The sequence below is a fragment of the Sphingopyxis sp. BE259 genome, assembly GCF_031457495.1.
Classification (GTDB): domain Bacteria; phylum Pseudomonadota; class Alphaproteobacteria; order Sphingomonadales; family Sphingomonadaceae; genus Sphingopyxis.
Genome location: NZ_JAVDWM010000001.1, coordinates 921,882 through 940,626 on the forward strand (window position 1 = coordinate 921,882; position 18,745 = coordinate 940,626).

The window sequence follows — 18,745 nt, forward strand, 5'->3', positions numbered from 1 at the left end:
ATGTGGCTCTTTCCCGAAATCCGAACCCTCGGCCAATATCCCGAATATTGGGCACGGCACGACGGCGAACGGCTCGCGCTCAGGACATTCGAGCGAAACGTCAGCTTTGCCGAATTCGATCAGGCCTCAAACCAGGTCGCACATTATCTGCTCGGCGGCATCGCGGAGCCGGGCGGGCTCGTCGGTTTCATGGGCAAGAACAGCTTCGATTTCTATTTCGCGCTCTTCGGATGCGCGCGCACGCGGAGCGGGCTGGTCATTTACAACTGGCGGCTGGCGGCGCGCGAACTGGCCGAACAGATTGCCGACAGCCAGGCGCGGCATGCGATAATCGAGCGCGAGTTCGAACCGCTGTGGGAGGCCGCCTGTGCGCTTCTTGACTCGCCGCCCGACGTGATCTGGATCGATGCCGAGAACACACTCGAAGCACTCGTCGCCAGCCAGTCGGTCGAGAAACCCGCGGTTCACGTCGAACTCGAAGACACAGCCTTCCAGCTCTACACCTCGGGGACCACCGGGCGGGCGAAGGGCGTCATGCTGGCACATGGCGCCACAAACATGATGCGACTCAGCGAGCATCTCGAGCCAGCCTATCGGTGGGAAGACGGCGACAGTTTCGTCAACGGCTTGCCGAATTTTCACCTTCTGCACATCGGCATCACGCTTCAATGTCTTTATAATGGCGTTGCCATCGACATCGTGCGGCAATTCGATCCGGCGGTCATGCTCGACGCGATCGGCCGCCAGCGCCCGACGTTGCTTACGCTCACGCCGACCATGCTGCAGATGCTGCTTGACCACCCGGCCGCCGCCGAAACCGACTTCTCATCGCTCCGGCTGACCCTCTATGCGGGCTCTGCTATCTCGCTCGGACTGATCAAGCGGGCAATTGCAGCCATGCCGTGCCAGTTCATGCAATTTTACGGATCCACCGAGGCAGGCGGCGCGACCTCGATCCTGCGACCAAATGAACATGATCTCGACGATGAAGCCAAGCTCCAAAGTTGTGGCCGTCCCCTGCCGCTGATCGAATGTCGCATTCTCGATGGGCAGGGAAATGAGGTCGCCGAGGGCGAGCCCGGCGAACTCTACATCCGCCAGCCGTCGATCACCAAAGGATATTGGCGGCAGCCCGACGTCACGGCGCAGGTCATTTCCGACGGCTGGTATCGCAGCGGCGATATTGTTCGCCGCGATGCCGAAGGCCTTTATTATATCGTCGATCGCGCCAAGGACATGATTGTGTCCGGCGGGGAGAATATCTACTCGGCCGAGGTCGAGAATATCCTCTCGACCCACCCGGGCGTCGCCGCGGTTGCCGTTATCGGGGTTCCCGATTCGCGCTGGGGCGAGGCGGTCAAGGCGATCGTGATCCCCAAGAAAGAAGGCACTGAAGAGGGAGAAATCCTCGTCTGGTGTCGCGAACGGCTGGCCGCATACAAAGTGCCGAAAAGCGTCGATTTTGTCGCAGAGTTTCCGCTCGTCCCTTCGGGAAAAGTGTCGAAAAAGGATTTGCGCGCCCGCTATTGGGGCGAGGAGGGGAGGAACATAGGGTGAGCGCGGAGCCGATCCTCCGACCCAGCCGCGCCCAGCTCGTCCGCGCCCGCTGGGGCGCTTATTGTTCCCTGATTTTCGTCGTATTGATCGCTGTGGGCTGGCTTGGGATCGCGCATTTCTGGCTTCCCGCGCCGGCCGACCTGACGGCGGAAGCGACAAAGAATTTTTATACGGTCACCCACAGGTCGGGCATGCTGCTGGGCAATTCGCTGCTGATCGTCGGCACCGCGTTTCTGGTGCCCGGATCGATCCAGCTCGGCCAAGCGCTGGCCGACATAGAAGGACCGCGACCGCTCTGGTCGATCACGGCTGGCATGTGCGGTTCGCTCATCGCGCTCATCATTTTCCTCAACGCCGCCTTCTGGATTGGCGCTGCCTATCGTCCTGAGGCGGGCGCAGATGTCGTCGTCGCCCTTAATGACGTCAGCTGGTTCGGCTTCCTGCTCGGCTGGGTGTTCCTGTCGATGCAGATGGTGGCGACCGCGATCGTTGCGCTCACCGATGAATCGTCGTCGCCGCTGTTTCCGCGCTGGCTTTCGATTGCCTCGATCATTGGCGCTATTTTGCTTGCCGCAGCGGGCGGGCCAGCCTTTTTCAAAAGCGGTCCGTTTGCTTATCATGGCTGGGCGGCCTTCTACATGCCGATGGTTATCTGGGGTCTTTGGCTCGTCGCCCATGAGCTGATCATATTGGGCGATCTCAATCGGCGGGTCCGCGAGGCTTCGGTCGTTCCGCCGACAGGGGCGCAGCCAGCCTCGTGATGACCCACGTCCCTTTGCTTGTCGAACGGCACGGCCGGATCGCGGTCCTGATCTTCAACCGGCCCGACAAGCTCAATGCCTTGTCGGGGCCGCTGCGTCGTCTGTTTATCGAAACCTTGGCCGCACTCGCCGCTGACGGGGACGTGCGCGCCGTCGTGTTGACCGGCGCGGGCCGCGCTTTTTCGGCGGGGCTTGACCTCGCCGAGATCGCAGCCTCGGGCAAAAGCGTCGAAGACAATGTCGCTACCGAGAATATGGTCGATGCGATTACCGCATTCCCGAAGCCGATCATCGGCGCCATCAACGGGCTGGCGGTGACCGGCGGCTTCGAAATCGCGCTGGCGCTCGACATCCTGCTTGTTGCGGAAAGCGCATCTTTCACCGACAGTCATGTTCGTGTCGGCATTACGCCCGGGTGGGGGCTGTCGCAGCGCCTCTCGCGCGCGGTTGGCCGTTCACGCGCGAACGAATTGTCGCTTTCCGGCCGCGCGCTTGGCGCCCACGAGGCGGCGGCGTGGGGGCTTGCCAATCGCGTCTATACCGCGGCCGAACTTGTGCCGGCCGCCCTTGCGCTGGCCGAGCAAATCGCTGCGCATCAGCCGGGCGGCGTCATGGCCATGAAGCGGCTCATCGCCGACGGATTCGGGACCAGCCTTGCCGAAGGATTGCGCCTCGAAGACGCCGCAGCGCGCGCGGCCAATCGCGAGGTCGGTGCCGATGCGGTTGCGTCGGGCTTCGCCCGCGCAAGGGCCGCGAGCTGATCGTCAGGCGAAAATCCGGCCGCCGTCGACGACGGCAATCTGGCCCGTCGTGAACCCCGCCCGCATGAAATAGAGATAGGCTTCGGCGGCATCGTGTGGCGTTCCCATGCGGGGGAGCGGTTGGGGCCGGGTCATGTCGGACCGCGCTGCATCGGGCACCTTCGCCCACATCTCGGTGGCGATCAGGCCGGGCGTCACCGCGTTCACGCGGATCGGCGCGAGTTCGACCGCAAGGCCGCGCGCAAGATGCTCGACCGCGCCGGCGATTGCGGTCGACATCGTCGAGCCCTTGGCGGGCCGGTGCGCATAGAGGCCTGCGGTGAGCGTGACCGAAGCGTCGGGTGCGAGGTACGGCAACGCGTGTTTCACAGCGAGTAGCGGCCCCCAGAAGCGGGCGCCCATCGCGCCCTGCGCGGCGAGAAGATCGAAGTCGGGTCCGATCGTCAGCCCGCGCGGCAGGCGGTCGCCCGCCGTGTGGGCGAGATGGTGGATGGCACCCGCGCCCGCGAAGAAGGCGGCGAGGCTCACTTCGTCGGTCGTATCGACGATCGCGCCCGTGGCGCGGGGTCCAAGCCGCGCGACCGCAGCCTCGATTTTGGCCATGCTGGTCGATCCGATGCGGACGGTCGCCCCTGCGGCGATCGCGGCCTCGGCGACCGCGAAACCGATCCCCGAGCTCCCGCCGATAATGACGATGTGGCGGCTTTCGAGCATGTCGCGCGGTCCTTTCAGAGACGGATGATCCGTTTGCCCCGGTTCTCGCCGCGGTAGAGCCCCGCGAGCGCGTCGGGGCAAGCCTCGATACCCGAGAGGATGTCCTCTTCATAGGCGAGCTGGCCGTTGCGCACCCAATCGGCCAGCTGGGCGACGCTGGCTTCGTAGCGGTCCATATGATCGAAGATCACGAATCCCTCCATCCGTGCCCGCTTGACGAGCAGATGGCGTTCGATGCGCGGCCCTTCCGGCCAGGGATCCCATCGATCGATCGCGGCGGTCCCACAGACGACGACCCGCGCGCGAAGGGCGAGATGCGCCATTACGGCATCGCTGATCGTGCCTGCCGTATTGTCGAAATAGATGTCGATGTCTTCGGGACAGGCCCGCGCGAGCGCAGCGCGGAGGTCGCCCGCCTTATAGTCGATGGCGGCATCATAGCCGAAGCGTTCGAGGCAGAGCGTCACCTTGTCGGGGCCGCCCGCGATACCGACGGTCCGGCATCCGAGCAGCTTGCCGATCTGGCCCACCGCCGACCCGACCGCCCCCGCGGCGGTCGAAACGAGTAATGTCTCGCCGGGTTTGGGCTGGCCGATGCCGTTGAGCGCAAGATATGCGGTGACGCCGTTGATGCCCAAGATGCCCAGGCTCAGCGATAGCGGCAGGTCGGTCTCGGCGATCTTGCGCACCACCGCGTTTGCGGGCGCGACTGCTTCCTCCTGCCATCCGAACCAGCCGGTCACCGCGTCGCCGATCACATAATCGGCATGGCGCGTTTCGGTCACAATCCCCGCGGTCAGCGCCCGCATCACCGACCCGATCGCGACCGGCTCGGCATAATTACCCTTGTCCGCGATCCATCCGCGCATCGCGGGCTCGACCGACAGGAACTGGTTGCGAACCCGGATATCGCCGTCGCCGAGCGGCTGGTGCGGCGCCTCGACGATTTCGAAATTCTTCGCCTGCGCGACGCCCTCGGGTCGGCAGACGAGGAGGCATTGGCGGTTCATTGCGCAAGCCCCATGGCCCGGCGGGCAGCGGCATAGTCGTCCGCGAGCCAGTCGATCCATGCGCCGGCAGGCCCGGCCTCCTTCACCGCGCCGATCCCCTGTCCGGCGCTCCATATGTCCCGCCACGCCTTGCTGTTGGCACCGCCATTGTTGATATCGATCGCCCCGCCGCTGGTGGCGGGTACGAGATTGTCGGGGTCGAGGCCGTTCTCGATCAGCGATGGTCGCAGGAAACTCGCCTTCACGCCGGTAAAGCAGCTGGTGACGAGCACGTCTTTGGCGCTTCCGTCGACGAGCATCTGCTTGAAACCCGGCTGCGTGTTCGCCTCGCTCGACGCGAGAAAGGGCGAGCCGATATAGGCGAGATCGGCGCCCATGGCCTCGGACGCCAGCACGCCGCGACCGTTTGCGATGCACCCCGCAAGCAGCAGCAGCCCGTCCCACCATTCGCGGATCTCGCCGACGAGCGCGAAGGGCGACTGGTCGCCGGTGTGACCGCCCGCGCCCGCGGCAACCGCGATGATGCCGTCGACGCCCATCTCGGCGCATTTCTGGGCGTGACGGTTGCGGATCACATCCTGGAACACGAGGCTGCCATTTGCCTGGAGCTCGCGCACCAGTCCGGGGTCGGCCGCGAGCGCCAGCACGACGATCGGGACCTTATGCCGCAGCACAACCTCCAGGTCGGGCGCGAGCCGTTCGTTGCTCTTGTGCGCGACGAGATTGACGCACCAGGGCCGCGCACCGACGCTTGCCGCGATGCGCGCCAGATCCTTGTCGAGCGCCTCGGTGCTGCGCGGATTGAGCGCCGGCATCGCGCCGATGATCCCGGCGTTGCATTGCGCGATGACGAGATCGGCCGTCGAGGCGATAAACATCGGCCCGGCCATCACCGGAAGACGGAGGCCGGTCCTGAGCCGGGCAGCGAGGTTGGGTTCGGTCATTCGCAGGGTCTCCAGGCGGCCTGTCCCTCGTCGAGGACCAGCCGATCGCCAACATGGGCACGAAAGGCCGCGCCGTCCGAGGTGGGCCATATGGTGAATTGAAGGGTGTCGCCGGGCAGCACGATCCCCGAAAAGCGGCAGGCGAGATGGCTCAGCGTTGCGGGATCGCGTCCGAGCGCGCGCGCGACTGCGGCGCCCGCGACACCATAGCTGCCGAGGCCGTGCATGATGGGGCGGTCGAAGCCCGCACTGCGCGCGAAGGCGGGATCGATATGGAGCGGGTTCCAGTCGCCCGAGAGGCGGTAGATCAGCGCGGCGCGTGTCGAGAGCGGGACACTGGCATGTGCGCTGGGCTCGACATCCGGGATGACCGAGGAAGACGCAGGCGGCGGCGGTCCGCCAAACCCACCGTTGCCACGTAGCAGCAGCGTCTGACGCAGGGTGCAGTAAGCCTCGCCGCTCGCCGCGTCGGCGATCCGGCGTTCGAGCTCGAGCACCGCCCCGCGCCCCCCGCCGCGATCGAAAAGGCTGACCACCTTGGCGGTACCGACGACATCGGCCGCGGCTGGCAGCGGCGCATGATAGTCGGCCGCTTGCGCGCTGTGAACGAGACGGCGAAAATCTACGCCAAAGGCGGGATCGCGGATCCACATGCCCGGCGAACAGAGCGTGACGGCGAAGCTCGGCAGCAGTTTGAGCCGCGTTTCGTCCAGGAAAACCAAGTCGCTGTCGTCGAGCGGGTCGTGCCCGAGCCCGAGGCCGAGCGCGTAGAGGATCGCATCGCGCGCGGTATAGCTTTGCCGCGCTTCGCCGAAATCATGCGCCAGGAGACGATCGGGCTGAAACGCCATGTTTCAGACCGGTTCCCAGGTGAAGACATCGGCCGAACGGTGGAGCGGGTAGAAGTCGTTTGCGAACTGGTCGAAGACGCGCTCGGCCACCGTCTCGGGCGTCCAGCCTTCGGCGGTGTGTGCGGTGCGGACAGGGCGCGGCTGCGAGAAGAGGGATATCTCGTTGTTGCGCACCGCGAAAATCTGCCCGGTCACCTTGGCGCCGGCATCGCTGGTGAGCGCGACGACGAACGGCGCGATCTTGTCGGCGTCGAGCTTCTTCAGCCCGTCGACGCGCTTCTGTTGTTCGGGGGTGTCGGTCGGGATCGAATCGATCATCCGCGTCCAGGCGAAAGGCGCGACCGCGTTCGAGCGGACGCCAAAACGCTGCATGTCGAGCGCGATCGATTTCGACAGGCCGACGATGCCGAGCTTGGCGGCGGCATAATTGGCTTGGCCAAAATTGCCGATGAGCCCGCTCGTCGAGGTCATGTGGACATAGGCGCCCGCGCCTTGCTCCTTGAAGAAGGGCGCGGCGGCGCGGCTCGTGTTGAAGCTGCCCTTGAGGTGCACGGCGAGCACCGCGTCGAAATCGTCGGGACCCATTTTGTGGAAATACATGTCGCGGAGGTTCCCGGCATTGTTGACCACCGCGTCGATGCGCCCAAATCCGTCAATCGCGGCCTTCACCATCGCGCAGGCGCCGTCCCACTCGGCGACGCTGTCATGATTGGCGACCGCTTTTCCGCCCATCGCGACAATCTCGGCCACAACCTGTTCGGCCGGCGACCCCTCATCGCCACCTTCGCCGGTCAGCGAGACGCCGAGGTCGTTGACCACCACCGCTGCGCCGGCCTTTGCCATCTCGAGCGCGATACCCCGGCCGACGCCGCGTCCCGCGCCGGTGACCAGCACGGCTTTTCCGTCCATCATTCCCATATTCTTGTCCTCAATAGCTTTTGGGGAGGCCGAGCACCTTCTCGGCGATGAAGCTCATGATCAGCTGCTCGGTGATCGGAGCGAGCCGGGTCAGCGCGCTTTCGCGGTAGAGCCGCTCGACATGATATTCCTTGGCATAGCCGAAGCCGCCGTGGGTCGCGACCGACTGCCACGCAGCATCGTGGCAAGCGCGCGCCGCGAGGAATTTCGCGCTGTTCGCCTCGGCGCCGCAGGGCAGGCCGCTGTCGTAGAGGCGCGCAGCCTTCTCGACCATCAACCAGGCCGATTCCAGATACATCCATTTCTCGGCGAGCGGATGCTGGATGCCCTGGTTCTGGCCGATCGGCCGATCGAACACGACACGTTCCTTGGCATATTGCGTCGCGCGGCGCAGCGCGTCGCGGCCGATGCCGATCGCCTCGGCACCGATCAGGATGCGCTCAGGGTTGAGGCTGTGGAGAATGTAGGAGAAGCCCTTGCCCTCCTCGCCGATCCGGTCCTCCTCGGGAATGAACAGGCCGTCGATGAAGATCGCGTTCGAATCCACCGCCTTGCGGCCCATCTTGGGGATCAGATGGACATCGATCTTGCTGCGATCGAGATCGGTGTAGAAGATGGTGATGCCGTCGGTTGGCTTGGCGCAATCCTCGAACTTGGTTGTGCGCGTGAGCAGCATGATCTTGTTCGCGACCTGCGCCGTCGAGGTCCAGACCTTTTGACCGTTTACGAGATAGCCGCCGGGAACCTTTTCGGCGAATGTCTTGATCCGCGTCGTGTTGAGCCCGGCGTCGGGCTCGGTGAAGCCGAAGCAGCACTGGTCCTCGCCCGCAACGAGCTGCGGGACCCAGCGCGCCTTTTGCTCGGGCGTACCTTTCACGACGATCGGATGCGGGCCGAACAGGTTGATGTGGATCGTCGAGGCCGCCGCGAAGCCGCCGCCGCAGGCCGCCACCTCGTTCATCATCGTCATCGCCTCGGTGACCCCTAGCCCCGAGCCGCCATATTCCTCGGGCATGGTGATACCAAGCCAGCCGCCATCGGCCATCGCGCGGTGGAAATCCTTCGGGAATTCGCCTGTATTGTCGCGGTCGAGCCAATATTCATCGTCAAAAGGCGCGCAGACGGCGCGGACGCCTTCGCGGATCGCGGCGAGATCCTCTTCGGTCGGAAGCGGGCGGGTGGCAGTCATAACCTCTCTCCGTGGTCAGGCGCTGGCAAGCGTGCGGCGCGCGGCCTTCAAATGGGGAATGTCGTACATTTTTCCGTCGATCCCGAGCGTGCCGGCGTCAGGATTGGCGGCAAAGGCGTCGACAATCTTCTGCGCCTCCGCGATTTCGGCGGAGGACGGGCTAAAGCAGCGATTGATGATGTCGACCTGATCGGGGTGGATCGCGATCCGGCCGGTGAAGCCGTCGCGGCGCGCGCGGCGGCAGTCGGCCTCGAGACCGTCCGGATTACGGAAATCGGCATAAAGCGTGTCGACCGGCGCGACCCCCGCCGACGCGGACGCATAAAGACAGAGCGATCGTGCAAGGCGATAAGGATCGGTCCAGTGTCCGTCCTCTTCCTTGTTGCCGGTGGCGCCGATCGCCGCGGCAAGATCCTCGGCGCCCCAGGTCAAGGCGACCAGGCGCGGATGCGGCGGGGTGTAGCTGCCGAGATTGAACATCGCGAGCGGCGTTTCGGTCGCCACCACAGCGATCTTCACACGCCCTTGCGTCATTCCGGCAGCGCTTTCGAGGCGGTCAAGCTCGGCCCCGATCCGCGCGATGTCGGCGGCGCCATTGGCTTTGGGGATGAGCAAGCCGTCGAGGCCGGGTTTCACCACAGCGGCGAGGTCGTCGAAGGTCATGCCGGTATCGAACGGGTTGACGCGCACGAAGAAGGACCAGTCATGTTGGCTCTGGTCGTCGAGGAGCGTGGCGACCTGCGCGCGGGCCGCTTCCTTCATGCTCGGCGCAACACTGTCCTCGAGATCGAGGATCAGGGCGTCGGCACCGATCGCGCGCGCCTTGGCGAATTTCTTTTCGCTGTCGCCAGGGACGAAGAGGAGCGAGCGAAGCCTCACGCGGGGCTCCGGATCATCAGGGCGCCGCGCAACGTGCGGCAGACGATCTCGTCGTTCTGGTTGAGCCCGAGATGCTCGAAGGCGACGATGCCCTGCGTCGGACGCGACTTGCTGTCGCGCAGCTCGATCACCGTGGTGCGCGCGCGGATCGTATCGCCGGCGAACACGGGCTTCGGGAAGGTCGTTTCGCTCATGCCGAGATTGGCGATCGTTGTCCCGAGCGTCGTGTCCTGGACCGAGAGGCCGATGACGAGCCCGAGCGTGAAGATCGAATTCATCAGCGGCTTGCCGAACTCGGTCGTCGCCGCATAGGCATGATCGATATGGATCGCCGCCGGATTATAGGTGAGCGAGCTGAACAGGATATTGTCCATGTCGGTCACCGTCCGGCGGATTTCGTGATCGAAGACCTGACCGACGCTGAACTGCTCGAAGTAAAGTCCCGCCATGTTTCTCTCCCTAGTCGAGGCGGCCGAGGATCGAGACCGCCGCGACGCTGTTGAACGGTGCGCCGCCCAGATTGTGGGTCAGCCCGAAATCGACCTGCGACAATTGCCGATCGCCAGCGCGGCCGCGCAGTTGGTTATAAACTTCATAGGCCATGCGCAGCCCCGAAGCGCCGACTGGATGACCAAAGCATTTGAGCCCGCCATCGGTCTGGCACGGGATGGCGCCGCCGCGGTCATATTTGCCATCGAGTATGTCGAAAATGGCGCGGCCGGGCTCGGAAAGGCCGAGGTCTTCCATCGTCACCAGTTCGGTCACCGAGAAGCAGTCATGAACTTCGGTCAGCGAAATCTCGGCGCGCGGATCGTTGATGCCCGCTTCGGCATAGGCGCGGGCGGAGGCGACCTGGGTATTGCGCACCGAGGCGCCGTCCCATTCGCCATAGCTCATCTCCCAGCCATTGCTCGCCGAGAGCTGGATCGCCTTCACAGTGACCGGATTATCGATGCCCAGGCTCTTTGCGATCTCGGGGGTGGTCACAATCGCGCAGGCCGCCCCGTCGGAGACCCCGCAGCAATCGAACAGCCCCAGCGGGTCGGCGATCATCGGCGCTTTCAGGATGGTCTCCATCTCGACTGCCTTGCGCAGATGCGCCTTGCCGTGGAGCGCGCCATTCTGGTGGCTCTTCCAGCTGACATGCGCCATCGCGCGCTTCAGGTCGCCGCCGTCGAGGCCGTGCGCGGTACTATAGGCGCCCGCGAGCTGTGCGAAGGTGCCGGGCGCCGAGCCGTAGGGCATCCATAAATCATTCGCGAGGCCCTTGGTGCGAAGCGGCAACCCGCCGTAGCCCGTGTCCTTCAATTTCTCGACGCCGAGCGCGAGTCCGAAATCGATCGCGCCCGAGGCGACCGCATAGGCTGCGGCGCGTAGCGCCTCGGTGCCGGTCGCGCACATATTCTCGACCCGGCTCACCGGGATGGTCTGGAGGCGCAGCGCATGGGCGAGCGGGAGGGCGCTGTTGCCGACATTGATGTCGTCGAGTGCATTGCCCATCCAGGCGGCCTCGATCTGGCTGCGGTCGATCCCGGCGTCGCCGATCGCTTCCTCGAAGGCCTCGATCATCAGATCGTCGGCGCCGCGGTCCCAGCGTTCGCCGAACACCGAGCAACCCATGCCGATGATCGCGACCTTGTCCTTGATACCTGTCGCCATCGCTCAGGCCTCCATTTGCGGGCGCTTGGCGGGGGCGCCCTTCCAGAAATAGGTCCGCATACCGCGTCTTTTGTCGACCGACTTGATGCGCAGCCGCATGCCGAGCGCGTCGCCGACCTTGAACCCGGCGCCGCTCGCATCGGTGAGCTCCATCAGGATGCGTGCGCCATTCTCGAACTGGACAAGCCCAAACCAGAAGGGCGGGTCGGGGGTGTAGTTGAGGCGGTCGGCGGTCACCGAAGCGACTTTCGCCGGCAGGTCGGCAAGCCGGACATCCTCGAGCGCCTCGCGGCCGTCGGCGCCGGGGCGCACCGGGATGGGGGTCTTGGGAAACTGGACATTGCCCTTAGCGTCGCGCCCGCCAATGAAGCCGAGCGTGTCGCGCCCATAGCGTTCGAGTACTGTCGCCTGGGCCTTCTGCTCGAACTCGGAGCGGACACCGAAATCGAGATCGACCGCACCGGTCAGCGACAGGAAGCGGACATAGTCGCCGCTCGCCTCACCGAGCCCGAGAGCGGCGCGGACGTCGGCTGCGCCGGGCACTTTGGCGTCGACGCGGAAGATGAGGGCGTCGCAGCCGCTGCCGAAGCCGGCGAGCAGCACATGGTCGCCGGGACGCGCCGAGTCGAAGGCGAGCGCCAGCGCAAACAGCGCATGCGCGGCGCCGAGGTCGCCGGCTTGCTCGGCAAGCGTCGTGGCAAGATTGGGCGCGGTGATGCCGGTGCGGCGCGCGATATCTTTCCACATGCCCGAGAGCGGTTCGTGGACCGCGGCCCATTTGATGTCGCCGGGCGCGATCCCGGCATTGGCGCAGGCGCCCGCGATCGCGGGGGCGATGATCGCGCTGCTGGCGATGTCGCGCACGAAGCGCTCCTCGCTCGGATAGGCGGTCTCGTGCCCGCGCGAGGCATAGCTGTCGAGCAAGTCGTGCGCCTCCGAGGCCCAGCCGACGAGCTTTGCGGCCCCGTCGGTGCCGGTTCGCACCGCGCTGCCGCCATCGCCATAAGCGAGGTGCGACGAACTGCCGGGCTTCGCGGGGCGACGTTCGCCCGCCGCGATCAGCGCATCGTCGGCGCCGAGCAGAGCGTCGAGCAATGCCGCGACGGCGCAGCGCCTGCTTCCGGCGACGTCGAGCGTGCGGGTCGCGCGCGGCAACGCCAGCGCATCGACCAGCAGGCTTGAATGTGCGCGGTCGATGAAGGGCGCCGAGGTCGAGGCGAAGCAAAGGCGCGATGGCGGCGACGCGGTGAGCGACCGGCTCGCTTCGGCGGCAAGGGTGAAAGCGTCCTCGTCCCAGCCGCCGACGGCGCGATAGCCCGCCTGGCGGCCGCCGAGGCCAAAATGTTTCAGCGATTTGGCAGCCTGCGCCCGATCGAGACGCAAGAGCGGCAGATAGCCGCCAACAGCCACAATCGACCCCGGTTCATGGGTCACCTTTCGCTACCTCCCGCCATTGGTTCAGTTGTTTCCTGCAACCATCCTTGACAGCAATTTTTGAAGTTGTAAACTGGTTCACGAAATTTGGGTTGCGACAAGTGACCCGGTAAGAATCGCAACGGGGAAGAGGTTGATCATGGATATATTCCGGTCCGACGTGCTCGCGGGCAAATCGATTCTCGTGACGGGTGGCGGATCCGGTCTGGGTCTTGAAATTTCGAAGGCGCTGGCCGCCAAAGGCGCGACGGTTCATATTTGCGGGCGCCGCGCCAATGTCCTTGAAGCCGCTGCCGCCGAGATCGCGGCAGGCACGGTTGGAAAGGTACATTGGCATACTTGTGACATTCGCGATGCCGATCAGGTCGACGCGATGGTCGAAGCGATGTGGAAGGTTGGGCCGGTCACCAGCCTGGTGAACAACGCCGCCGCAAACTTCATCGCGCCGACCAAGGGGCTGAGCCCGCGCGGCTTTCGCGCCATCACATCGACAGTGATGGACGGCAGCTTCCATGTCACGCTCGCGCTCGGCAAGCGCTGGATCGACGAAGGCATCAAGGGGGCAGTGGTCAGCAATCTCGTCACCTGGGTGTGGACGGGTTCGGCCTTTGTCGTGCCCTCGGCGATGGCGAAGACGGCGCTGCATGCGATGACGATGTCTCTCGCGGTCGAATGGGGGCCTTATGGCATCCGGCTCAATGCAACCGCCCCGGGGCCCTTTCCGACCGAAAGTGCTTGGGAGAAGCTGAACCCGATCCCCGATGCGAAATCGTCCGCGACGAGCGCCGAGACGGTGCCGCTGAGGCGCTTCGGGGCGATGCCCGAACTTCAGAACCTGATCACGTTCCTGCTGTCAGACGGCTGCGACTATCTCACCGGCCAGACGATCGCGATCGACGGCGGCCAGCATCTCGCCGGACCCGGCACCTTCGCCGACCTGACGGGGATGACCGATGACCAATGGCAGACCGCCCGCGAAGCGATCGAACAGTCGACGCAGCGCGACAAGGCCAATCGGGCAGGCTGACAGGTAAGAGACAAAAAGGGGCCTCGGCGATGATCGAACGCAATATTTTCAGCCAAGAACATGAAATGTGGCGCGAATCCGTCCGCAAATTCGTGGAGAAGGAGATCGTCCCCCACCATGACCGGTGGGAAAAGGAGGGCATCGTCCCGCGCGAGCTCTGGCTGAAGGCGGGCGAGGCGGGCATGCTCTGCTGCACCGTGCCCGAAGAATATGGCGGGCTCGGCCTCGACTATCTGTTCGACGCCGTCGTCTATGAAGAATTGTGGCGCGTCGGGGCGAGCGGTCCCGGCTTCCTGATCCACACCGACCTTGTCGCGACCTATATCCTCTCCTTCGGGAGCGAGGAGCAGAAGCGCCATTGGCTGCCCAAGATGGTCCGCGGCGAGGCGATCGGCTCGCTCGGGATGACCGAACCGCATGCGGGGAGCGACCTCAAGGCGGTGAGGACGCAGGCCGTGCGCGACGGCGACGAATTCGTGATCAACGGGCAAAAGGTGTTCATCTCGAACGGCCAGCTCTGCGATGTCATCGTGCTGGCGACCAAGACCGACAGCCAGGCAGGGGCGCATGGCGTGACGCTCTTCCTGGTCGATGCGGCGACCCCCGGTTTCAACCGCGGCCAGAATCTCGAGAAGCTCGGGATGAAAGCGCAGGACACGTCCGAGCTCTTTTTCGACAATATGCGCATCCCCGAGGGCGCGATGCTCGGCGGTGAGGGGCAGGGCTTCAAGCTCATGATGACCAAGCTGCCGCAGGAGCGGCTTGCGCAGGCGATCCGCTCGGCAACGGTCACCGAGGTGATGATCGAATGGACGGTCGACTATACCGCCGAGCGCCAGGCGTTCGGTCAGTCGATCGGCGATTTCCAGAACACCCAGTTCGTGCTCGCCGACCTCAAGGCGCGCTCGGTGATGGCCCGGGTTTTCACCGACAAGTGCATCGATCTGTTCATGAAGGGCGAGCTCGACCCGGTCGACGCGGCGATGGCCAAGATGGTGACGTCCGAGCTGCACTGCGAGGCCGCGGACAAATGCCTCCAGCTCTTCGGCGGCTGGGGCTATATGTGGGAATACCCGATCTGCCGCGCCTATGCCGACGCGCGGATCGTCAAGATCGCCGGCGGCTCGATCGAGATCATGAAGACGATCATCGCGCGCGAGATGTTCAAGGGCAAGCTCCCGAAGAGCCGGGGCTGAACGGCCATGATTCGCGGTCCGGACGATTCCAGAACAGTTCCGTTTGAAAATCCATCAATCGGGTCTAGCGGTGAAGGTGCAAACCAACACCAAGGATCTGCTGTGACCAAAGACCTCAACACCGGCCTTCGCTTCGGCTTTCTCATTCACGACGTGTCGCGCCTGCGCCGCGTCGTGGTGGACCGGGCACTCAAACCGCTTGGCATCACCCGCTCGCAGTGGTGGGTGCTCGCCTTTCTGTCGCGCCGCGACGGCATGACCCAGACCGCGCTTGCGGCGGATCTTGACCTGACCAAGGTCGCGATCGGCGGCCTGCTCGATCGCATGGAGACGGCGGGCTTCGTCGAACGCCGCGCCGATGCGAGCGATGGCCGCGCGCGCCGCGTCTATCTGACCCGCGCCGGCAGCAAGATGGTGATCACGATCCGTGAGAATGTGGAGCAGATCGAGCTCCAGATCCTCGAAAATGTGTCGGAGGAGGCGCTGAATCAGGCCGCCTCGACACTTCTGACCATCAAGGAGACCCTCCTCGACCTCGCCGGTGGCGAGGCCGAGGCACTGGGGTCGGATCCCGAATTCATGACTTAGCAATCAGGAGAGATATGGTGTTGGGTTTGCAGGGTAAGGTAGCGATCGTCACAGGCGGCGGTCAGGGAATCGGCAGGGCGCTCACGCTCCGCCTCGCAGCCGAGGGCTGCAAGGTCGCGATCTTCGACCTCAAGGCGGAAGCTGGCGAAGAGACCGCGGGCATCGCGGGCGATGGCGCGGTCATCAAGACCTATGCGCTCGACGTCAGCGACCAGGAGGCGGTCAATGCGGCGGTCGAGGCGGTCGAGGCCGATCTCGGCCCGGTCTGGGCGCTGGTCAACAACGCCGGCTGGGACAAGCCCGCCCCCTTCCTCGCGACCGACAAGGCGCTCTGGGACAAGATTATCGCGATCAATCTCTACGGACCGCTCTTCACCCATCATGCGGTTGCGCCGCGGATGGTCGCGCGCGGTGGCGGCCGGATCATCAATATCGCGTCCGATGCGGCGCGCGTCGGCACCAGCAACGAGGCGGTCTATTCGGCCTGCAAGGGCGGGTTGATCAGCTTCACCAAGTCGGTTGCGCGCGAGCTGGCCTCCAAGGGCGTTCTGCTGAACGTCGTCTGCCCCGGGCCGACCAACACGCCGATGATGGCGAGCGTGCTCGGCGAAGGAGAGCAGGCGGTCAAGTGGAAGGATGCGATGGTTCGCGGCATTCCGCTCAAGCGCATGGGCGAGCCCGAGGATTATGCAGGCATCGTTGCCTTCCTCGCCTCCGACGACGCGAGCTTCATCACCGGCCAGACCTTTTCGGTGGCCGGCGGCATGAACATGATCTGACAAGGATCATGACCGACGCGCCGCCCACAGGCTATGCGCTCGTCGATCTCGGCAAAGGGTATAGCGAACGCTTCGGACCGGTCTTCGTCGATCGGGACGGCGGACGCATGGCCTTCCGCGTCGACGAGCGACATATCAACCCCGTTGACGGGCTGCATGGCGGCGCGCTCGCTACATTCGCCGATGCGATGATCGTCGCGGTGCACGACGGCGCCGAAGCCGGTGCGCCGCATACGCCGACGATTTCACTCAGCATCGAATATTTTGCGCCCGTTCCTCAAGGCGCGCTGGTCGAGGCCGTCGTCGATCTCGTGCGCACGACCGCCAGCATGATCTTTGTCCAGTCGCTCATGTCGGTCGGCGAACGCCGCATCGGCCGGGCGTCTGCCATTTACCGAAATCCGTCCTACTCAGGAGAAGCAAGATGATTGACCCCACCACTTTCGAAGACGTCATTTACGAGGTCCGCGGCCGCGCTGCCTGGATCATCATCAACCGGCCGAAACTCTATAATGCCTTCCGCGCCCAGACGATCGAAGAGCTGATCGCTTCCTTCAAGCTCGCGGCGGATGACAAGGGCGTCTCTTCGGTCGTGCTGACGGGGGCGGGCGACAAGGCCTTCTGCACCGGCGGGGACCAGAGCGCGAAGGACGGTCAATATGACGGCCGCGGCATCGTTGGCCTGCCGATCGACGAGCTCCAGTCGATCATCCGCGACATTCCGAAGCCGGTCATCGCGCGCATCAATGGTTTCGCGATCGGTGGCGGTAACGTGTTCGCGACGCTGTGCGACCTGTCGATCATGGCCGACACCGCAAAGCTCGGACAGGTCGGGCCGAAGGTAGGCTCGGTCGATGCCGGCTGGGGTACGGCCTATCTCGCGCGCCATGTCGGTGACAAGAAAGCGCGCGAGATATGGTATCTCAACCTCCAGTACAGCGCCGAGGAAGCCCTCGAAATGGGCCTCGTCAACAAGGTCGTTCCGGCAGCGGAACTCGATGACGCCGTCAATGAATGGACCGACATCATCGGCCAGCGCTCGCCGACCGCACTGGCGCTCGCCAAGCGCAGCTTCAACGCCGACAGCGACAATATCCGCGGTATCTCGATGCTCGCGCTGAATGCCGTGAAGCTCTATTATGATACCGAAGAATCGAAGGAAGGCATGCGCGCCTTTACCGAGAAGCGGGCGCCCGATTTCCACAAATATGTGAAATAGGCGGGCAATTCGCATGGCTCCCGTTGCCTTCACCCCCGCCGAGATCGCCGACTGGTTGCCGGTCGGCGGACGTGTGCTGGTAACGGGAGCCTCGGGCGAGTCGGTGCTGCTCGCCGACGCCGTCATGGCGGCGGGCGACGCGGTCGGGGCGATCACCTTCACCGGCATCTTTGTGCCCGGCGTCAACCGCCACTCCTATCTCGCCAATGTGGACTGCCGCGTCGAAACCTTTTTCGTCACGCCGCCGCTCAAGGCCGATCTCGGCGGCCGGGTCGAACAGCTTCCGCTCTGCTACAGCGATATCCGCAGCCGCCTTCGCGATATCCGGATCGACGCGCTTCTCTGCATGGTGACGCCGCCCGACGCGGACGGTCGGTGCAGTTTCGGCCCAGCCGTCGATTTCGCCGCCGAACTCTGGCCGCAGATTCCGGTCCGCATCGCGCATATCAACCCGGCCATGCCGCGGACGCGCGGTGATCCCGGCATTCCCTTTGCCGAACTGACCGCCTTTACTGAAGCGCCGGAGGGCTTCGATACCGAATCCGACGCCGCACCCGACCCGGTGGCAGAGGCGATCGCGGCGCATGTGGCGCCGTTGATCCGCGACGGCGCGACGCTGCAGATGGGTGTCGGCAAGATCCCGGGCGCGATCCTTCGCGCGCTGACTGGCCGCCGCGGCCTCAGGATCCACAGCGGTCTGATCGTTGACGAGGTGGTCGATCTGCTTGAGGCGGGCGCGCTGGCACCGGGACAACCGGTGACCGCCGGCGTCGCGATCGGATCGCGGCGGCTTTACAAGGCGATCGAAGGCCCCGAGTTTGTTTTTCGTCCGGCGTCGTTCACCCACGACCGGGCGATCATCGCCGGCATTCGCAATTTCGTCGCGATCAACTCGGCGCTCGAGGTCGACCTGTTCGGCCAGGCCTTTTCCGAATGCGGTCCCAAGGGGTTGATGTCCGGCCCCGGCGGTGCGCCCGATTTCGTTGCCGGCGCGCGCGATGGCGGCGGGCTGCGCATCATCGCTTTCCCGGCGTCGGCCAGCGGCGGCCGCATCAGCCGCATTTCGCTCCCGGGCGCCGCGCGGGGACCGGTTACGCTCGGGCGGATGGACACCGATATCGTCGCCACCGAGTTCGGCGCCGCCGATCTCAGGGGGCTTTCCTACGACGCGCGCGCGCAAGCGCTCGTCGCCATTGCCGATCCGCAGCATCGCGAGGCGCTGACCAGCGGCTGGCGTGCCTATGCGGCGCAACTTTGAG

At 64.9% G+C, this 18,745-nt stretch carries 20 protein-coding genes; 10 read left to right on the top strand and 10 right to left on the bottom strand.

The annotated features are described in order from the left end of the window. From J2X44_RS04500 to J2X44_RS04510, 3 genes are read left to right on the top strand one after another with little or no spacing between them, the layout of a single operon-like run. Entirely contained in the window at positions 1 to 1,557 is a 1,557-nt protein-coding gene (locus tag J2X44_RS04500; RefSeq protein WP_310088172.1) for an AMP-binding protein, read from the top strand. Beyond that, positions 1,554 to 2,318: a hypothetical protein gene (locus tag J2X44_RS04505; RefSeq protein ID WP_310088173.1), complete on the top strand. Its 765-nt coding sequence runs from the start codon at positions 1,554 to 1,556 to the stop codon at positions 2,316 to 2,318. Before J2X44_RS04500 ends, J2X44_RS04505 begins: the two co-directional genes overlap by 4 nt. Continuing rightward, complete coding sequence (locus J2X44_RS04510) at positions 2,318 to 3,079, top strand: enoyl-CoA hydratase (protein ID WP_310088174.1); 762 nt, start codon at positions 2,318 to 2,320, stop codon at positions 3,077 to 3,079. Before J2X44_RS04505 ends, J2X44_RS04510 begins: the two co-directional genes overlap by 1 nt. 3 nt (positions 3,080 to 3,082) lie before the next feature. Here the strand turns inward: J2X44_RS04510 and J2X44_RS04515 are convergent, their stop codons facing one another. The 10 genes from J2X44_RS04515 to J2X44_RS04560 are packed head-to-tail and all read right to left on the bottom strand — an operon-like array spanning position 3,083 to position 12,677. After that, complete coding sequence (locus tag J2X44_RS04515; RefSeq protein ID WP_310088176.1) at positions 3,083 to 3,793, bottom strand: SDR family oxidoreductase; 711 nt, start codon at positions 3,791 to 3,793, stop codon at positions 3,083 to 3,085. A gap of 14 nt (positions 3,794 to 3,807) precedes the next feature. After that, entirely contained in the window at positions 3,808 to 4,803 is a 996-nt protein-coding gene (locus J2X44_RS04520) for an NADP-dependent oxidoreductase (RefSeq protein ID WP_310088177.1), read from the bottom strand. Next, a complete protein-coding gene (locus J2X44_RS04525) occupies positions 4,800 to 5,747 on the bottom strand; it encodes a nitronate monooxygenase (RefSeq protein WP_310088179.1) in 948 nt (315 codons plus the stop codon). The genes J2X44_RS04520 and J2X44_RS04525 overlap by 4 nt, the downstream gene beginning before the upstream one ends. Next, positions 5,744 to 6,598, bottom strand: coding sequence for a MaoC/PaaZ C-terminal domain-containing protein (locus J2X44_RS04530; RefSeq protein ID WP_310088181.1), 855 nt, complete (start codon positions 6,596 to 6,598; stop codon positions 5,744 to 5,746). Before J2X44_RS04530 ends, J2X44_RS04525 begins: the two co-directional genes overlap by 4 nt. A gap of 3 nt (positions 6,599 to 6,601) precedes the next feature. After that, entirely contained in the window at positions 6,602 to 7,516 is a 915-nt protein-coding gene (locus J2X44_RS04535; protein ID WP_310088182.1) for an SDR family NAD(P)-dependent oxidoreductase, read from the bottom strand. Between the two features lie 10 nt (positions 7,517 to 7,526). Further along, positions 7,527 to 8,705, bottom strand: coding sequence for an acyl-CoA dehydrogenase family protein (locus J2X44_RS04540; RefSeq protein ID WP_310088183.1), 1,179 nt, complete (start codon positions 8,703 to 8,705; stop codon positions 7,527 to 7,529). A 15-nt stretch (positions 8,706 to 8,720) separates the two neighbouring features. After that, a complete protein-coding gene (locus J2X44_RS04545; protein WP_310088184.1) occupies positions 8,721 to 9,584 on the bottom strand; it encodes a CoA ester lyase in 864 nt (287 codons plus the stop codon). Then, the gene (locus J2X44_RS04550; protein ID WP_310088186.1) at positions 9,581 to 10,033 is read right to left on the bottom strand and encodes a MaoC family dehydratase; all 453 of its coding nucleotides are present in this window, start codon (positions 10,031 to 10,033) and stop codon (positions 9,581 to 9,583) included. The genes J2X44_RS04545 and J2X44_RS04550 overlap by 4 nt, the downstream gene beginning before the upstream one ends. A 10-nt stretch (positions 10,034 to 10,043) precedes the next feature. Beyond that, entirely contained in the window at positions 10,044 to 11,243 is a 1,200-nt protein-coding gene (locus J2X44_RS04555) for an acetyl-CoA acetyltransferase (RefSeq protein WP_310088188.1), read from the bottom strand. Between the two features lie 3 nt (positions 11,244 to 11,246). Further along, complete coding sequence (locus J2X44_RS04560) at positions 11,247 to 12,677, bottom strand: 3-oxoacyl-[acyl-carrier-protein] synthase III C-terminal domain-containing protein (protein ID WP_310088190.1); 1,431 nt, start codon at positions 12,675 to 12,677, stop codon at positions 11,247 to 11,249. A gap of 139 nt (positions 12,678 to 12,816) precedes the next feature. On the opposite strand from J2X44_RS04560, the gene J2X44_RS04565 reads away from it, so the two are divergent. From J2X44_RS04565 to J2X44_RS04595, 7 genes are all read left to right on the top strand, one after another. Further along, positions 12,817 to 13,704 carry an SDR family oxidoreductase gene (locus tag J2X44_RS04565; protein ID WP_310088191.1) on the top strand — a complete coding sequence of 296 codons (888 nt, stop codon included), beginning with the start codon at positions 12,817 to 12,819 and terminating at the stop codon, positions 13,702 to 13,704. A 29-nt stretch (positions 13,705 to 13,733) separates the two neighbouring features. Beyond that, positions 13,734 to 14,900 carry an acyl-CoA dehydrogenase family protein gene (locus J2X44_RS04570; protein WP_310088193.1) on the top strand — a complete coding sequence of 389 codons (1,167 nt, stop codon included), beginning with the start codon at positions 13,734 to 13,736 and terminating at the stop codon, positions 14,898 to 14,900. Between the two features lie 102 nt (positions 14,901 to 15,002). Beyond that, a complete protein-coding gene (locus J2X44_RS04575) occupies positions 15,003 to 15,488 on the top strand; it encodes a MarR family transcriptional regulator (RefSeq protein WP_310088195.1) in 486 nt (161 codons plus the stop codon). A gap of 14 nt (positions 15,489 to 15,502) precedes the next feature. Then, positions 15,503 to 16,267: a glucose 1-dehydrogenase gene (locus tag J2X44_RS04580; protein ID WP_310088196.1), complete on the top strand. Its 765-nt coding sequence runs from the start codon at positions 15,503 to 15,505 to the stop codon at positions 16,265 to 16,267. 8 nt (positions 16,268 to 16,275) lie between these two features. Further along, entirely contained in the window at positions 16,276 to 16,695 is a 420-nt protein-coding gene (locus J2X44_RS04585; protein ID WP_310088198.1) for a PaaI family thioesterase, read from the top strand. Then, on the top strand, positions 16,692 to 17,486 hold the full coding sequence (locus tag J2X44_RS04590) for an enoyl-CoA hydratase-related protein (protein WP_310088199.1): 795 nt from the start codon (positions 16,692 to 16,694) through the stop codon (positions 17,484 to 17,486). Before J2X44_RS04585 ends, J2X44_RS04590 begins: the two co-directional genes overlap by 4 nt. Before the next feature lie 13 nt (positions 17,487 to 17,499). After that, positions 17,500 to 18,744: an acetyl-CoA hydrolase/transferase C-terminal domain-containing protein gene (locus J2X44_RS04595; protein WP_310088200.1), complete on the top strand. Its 1,245-nt coding sequence runs from the start codon at positions 17,500 to 17,502 to the stop codon at positions 18,742 to 18,744. Position 18,745: the final 1 nt, after the last annotated feature.

What these genes read in the sequence shown, in the direction of transcription:
- J2X44_RS04500 (WP_310088172.1), top strand. Translation starts at nt 1, where the DNA reads ATGTGGCTCTTTCCCGAAATCCGAACCCTCGGCCAATATCCCGAATAT.
- J2X44_RS04510 (WP_310088174.1), top strand. Translation starts at nt 2,318, where the DNA reads ATGACCCACGTCCCTTTGCTTGTCGAACGGCACGGCCGGATCGCGGTC.
- J2X44_RS04515 (WP_310088176.1), bottom strand. Translation starts at nt 3,793, where the DNA reads ATGCTCGAAAGCCGCCACATCGTCATTATCGGCGGGAGCTCGGGGATC.
- J2X44_RS04520 (WP_310088177.1), bottom strand. Translation starts at nt 4,803, where the DNA reads ATGAACCGCCAATGCCTCCTCGTCTGCCGACCCGAGGGCGTCGCGCAG.
- J2X44_RS04525 (WP_310088179.1), bottom strand. Translation starts at nt 5,747, where the DNA reads ATGACCGAACCCAACCTCGCTGCCCGGCTCAGGACCGGCCTCCGTCTT.
- J2X44_RS04530 (WP_310088181.1), bottom strand. Translation starts at nt 6,598, where the DNA reads ATGGCGTTTCAGCCCGATCGTCTCCTGGCGCATGATTTCGGCGAAGCG.
- J2X44_RS04535 (WP_310088182.1), bottom strand. Translation starts at nt 7,516, where the DNA reads ATGGGAATGATGGACGGAAAAGCCGTGCTGGTCACCGGCGCGGGACGC.
- J2X44_RS04540 (WP_310088183.1), bottom strand. Translation starts at nt 8,705, where the DNA reads ATGACTGCCACCCGCCCGCTTCCGACCGAAGAGGATCTCGCCGCGATC.
- J2X44_RS04550 (WP_310088186.1), bottom strand. Translation starts at nt 10,033, where the DNA reads ATGGCGGGACTTTACTTCGAGCAGTTCAGCGTCGGTCAGGTCTTCGAT.
- J2X44_RS04555 (WP_310088188.1), bottom strand. Translation starts at nt 11,243, where the DNA reads ATGGCGACAGGTATCAAGGACAAGGTCGCGATCATCGGCATGGGTTGC.
- J2X44_RS04565 (WP_310088191.1), top strand. Translation starts at nt 12,817, where the DNA reads ATGGATATATTCCGGTCCGACGTGCTCGCGGGCAAATCGATTCTCGTG.
- J2X44_RS04570 (WP_310088193.1), top strand. Translation starts at nt 13,734, where the DNA reads ATGATCGAACGCAATATTTTCAGCCAAGAACATGAAATGTGGCGCGAA.
- J2X44_RS04580 (WP_310088196.1), top strand. Translation starts at nt 15,503, where the DNA reads ATGGTGTTGGGTTTGCAGGGTAAGGTAGCGATCGTCACAGGCGGCGGT.
- J2X44_RS04585 (WP_310088198.1), top strand. Translation starts at nt 16,276, where the DNA reads ATGACCGACGCGCCGCCCACAGGCTATGCGCTCGTCGATCTCGGCAAA.
- J2X44_RS04590 (WP_310088199.1), top strand. Translation starts at nt 16,692, where the DNA reads ATGATTGACCCCACCACTTTCGAAGACGTCATTTACGAGGTCCGCGGC.
- J2X44_RS04595 (WP_310088200.1), top strand. Translation starts at nt 17,500, where the DNA reads ATGGCTCCCGTTGCCTTCACCCCCGCCGAGATCGCCGACTGGTTGCCG.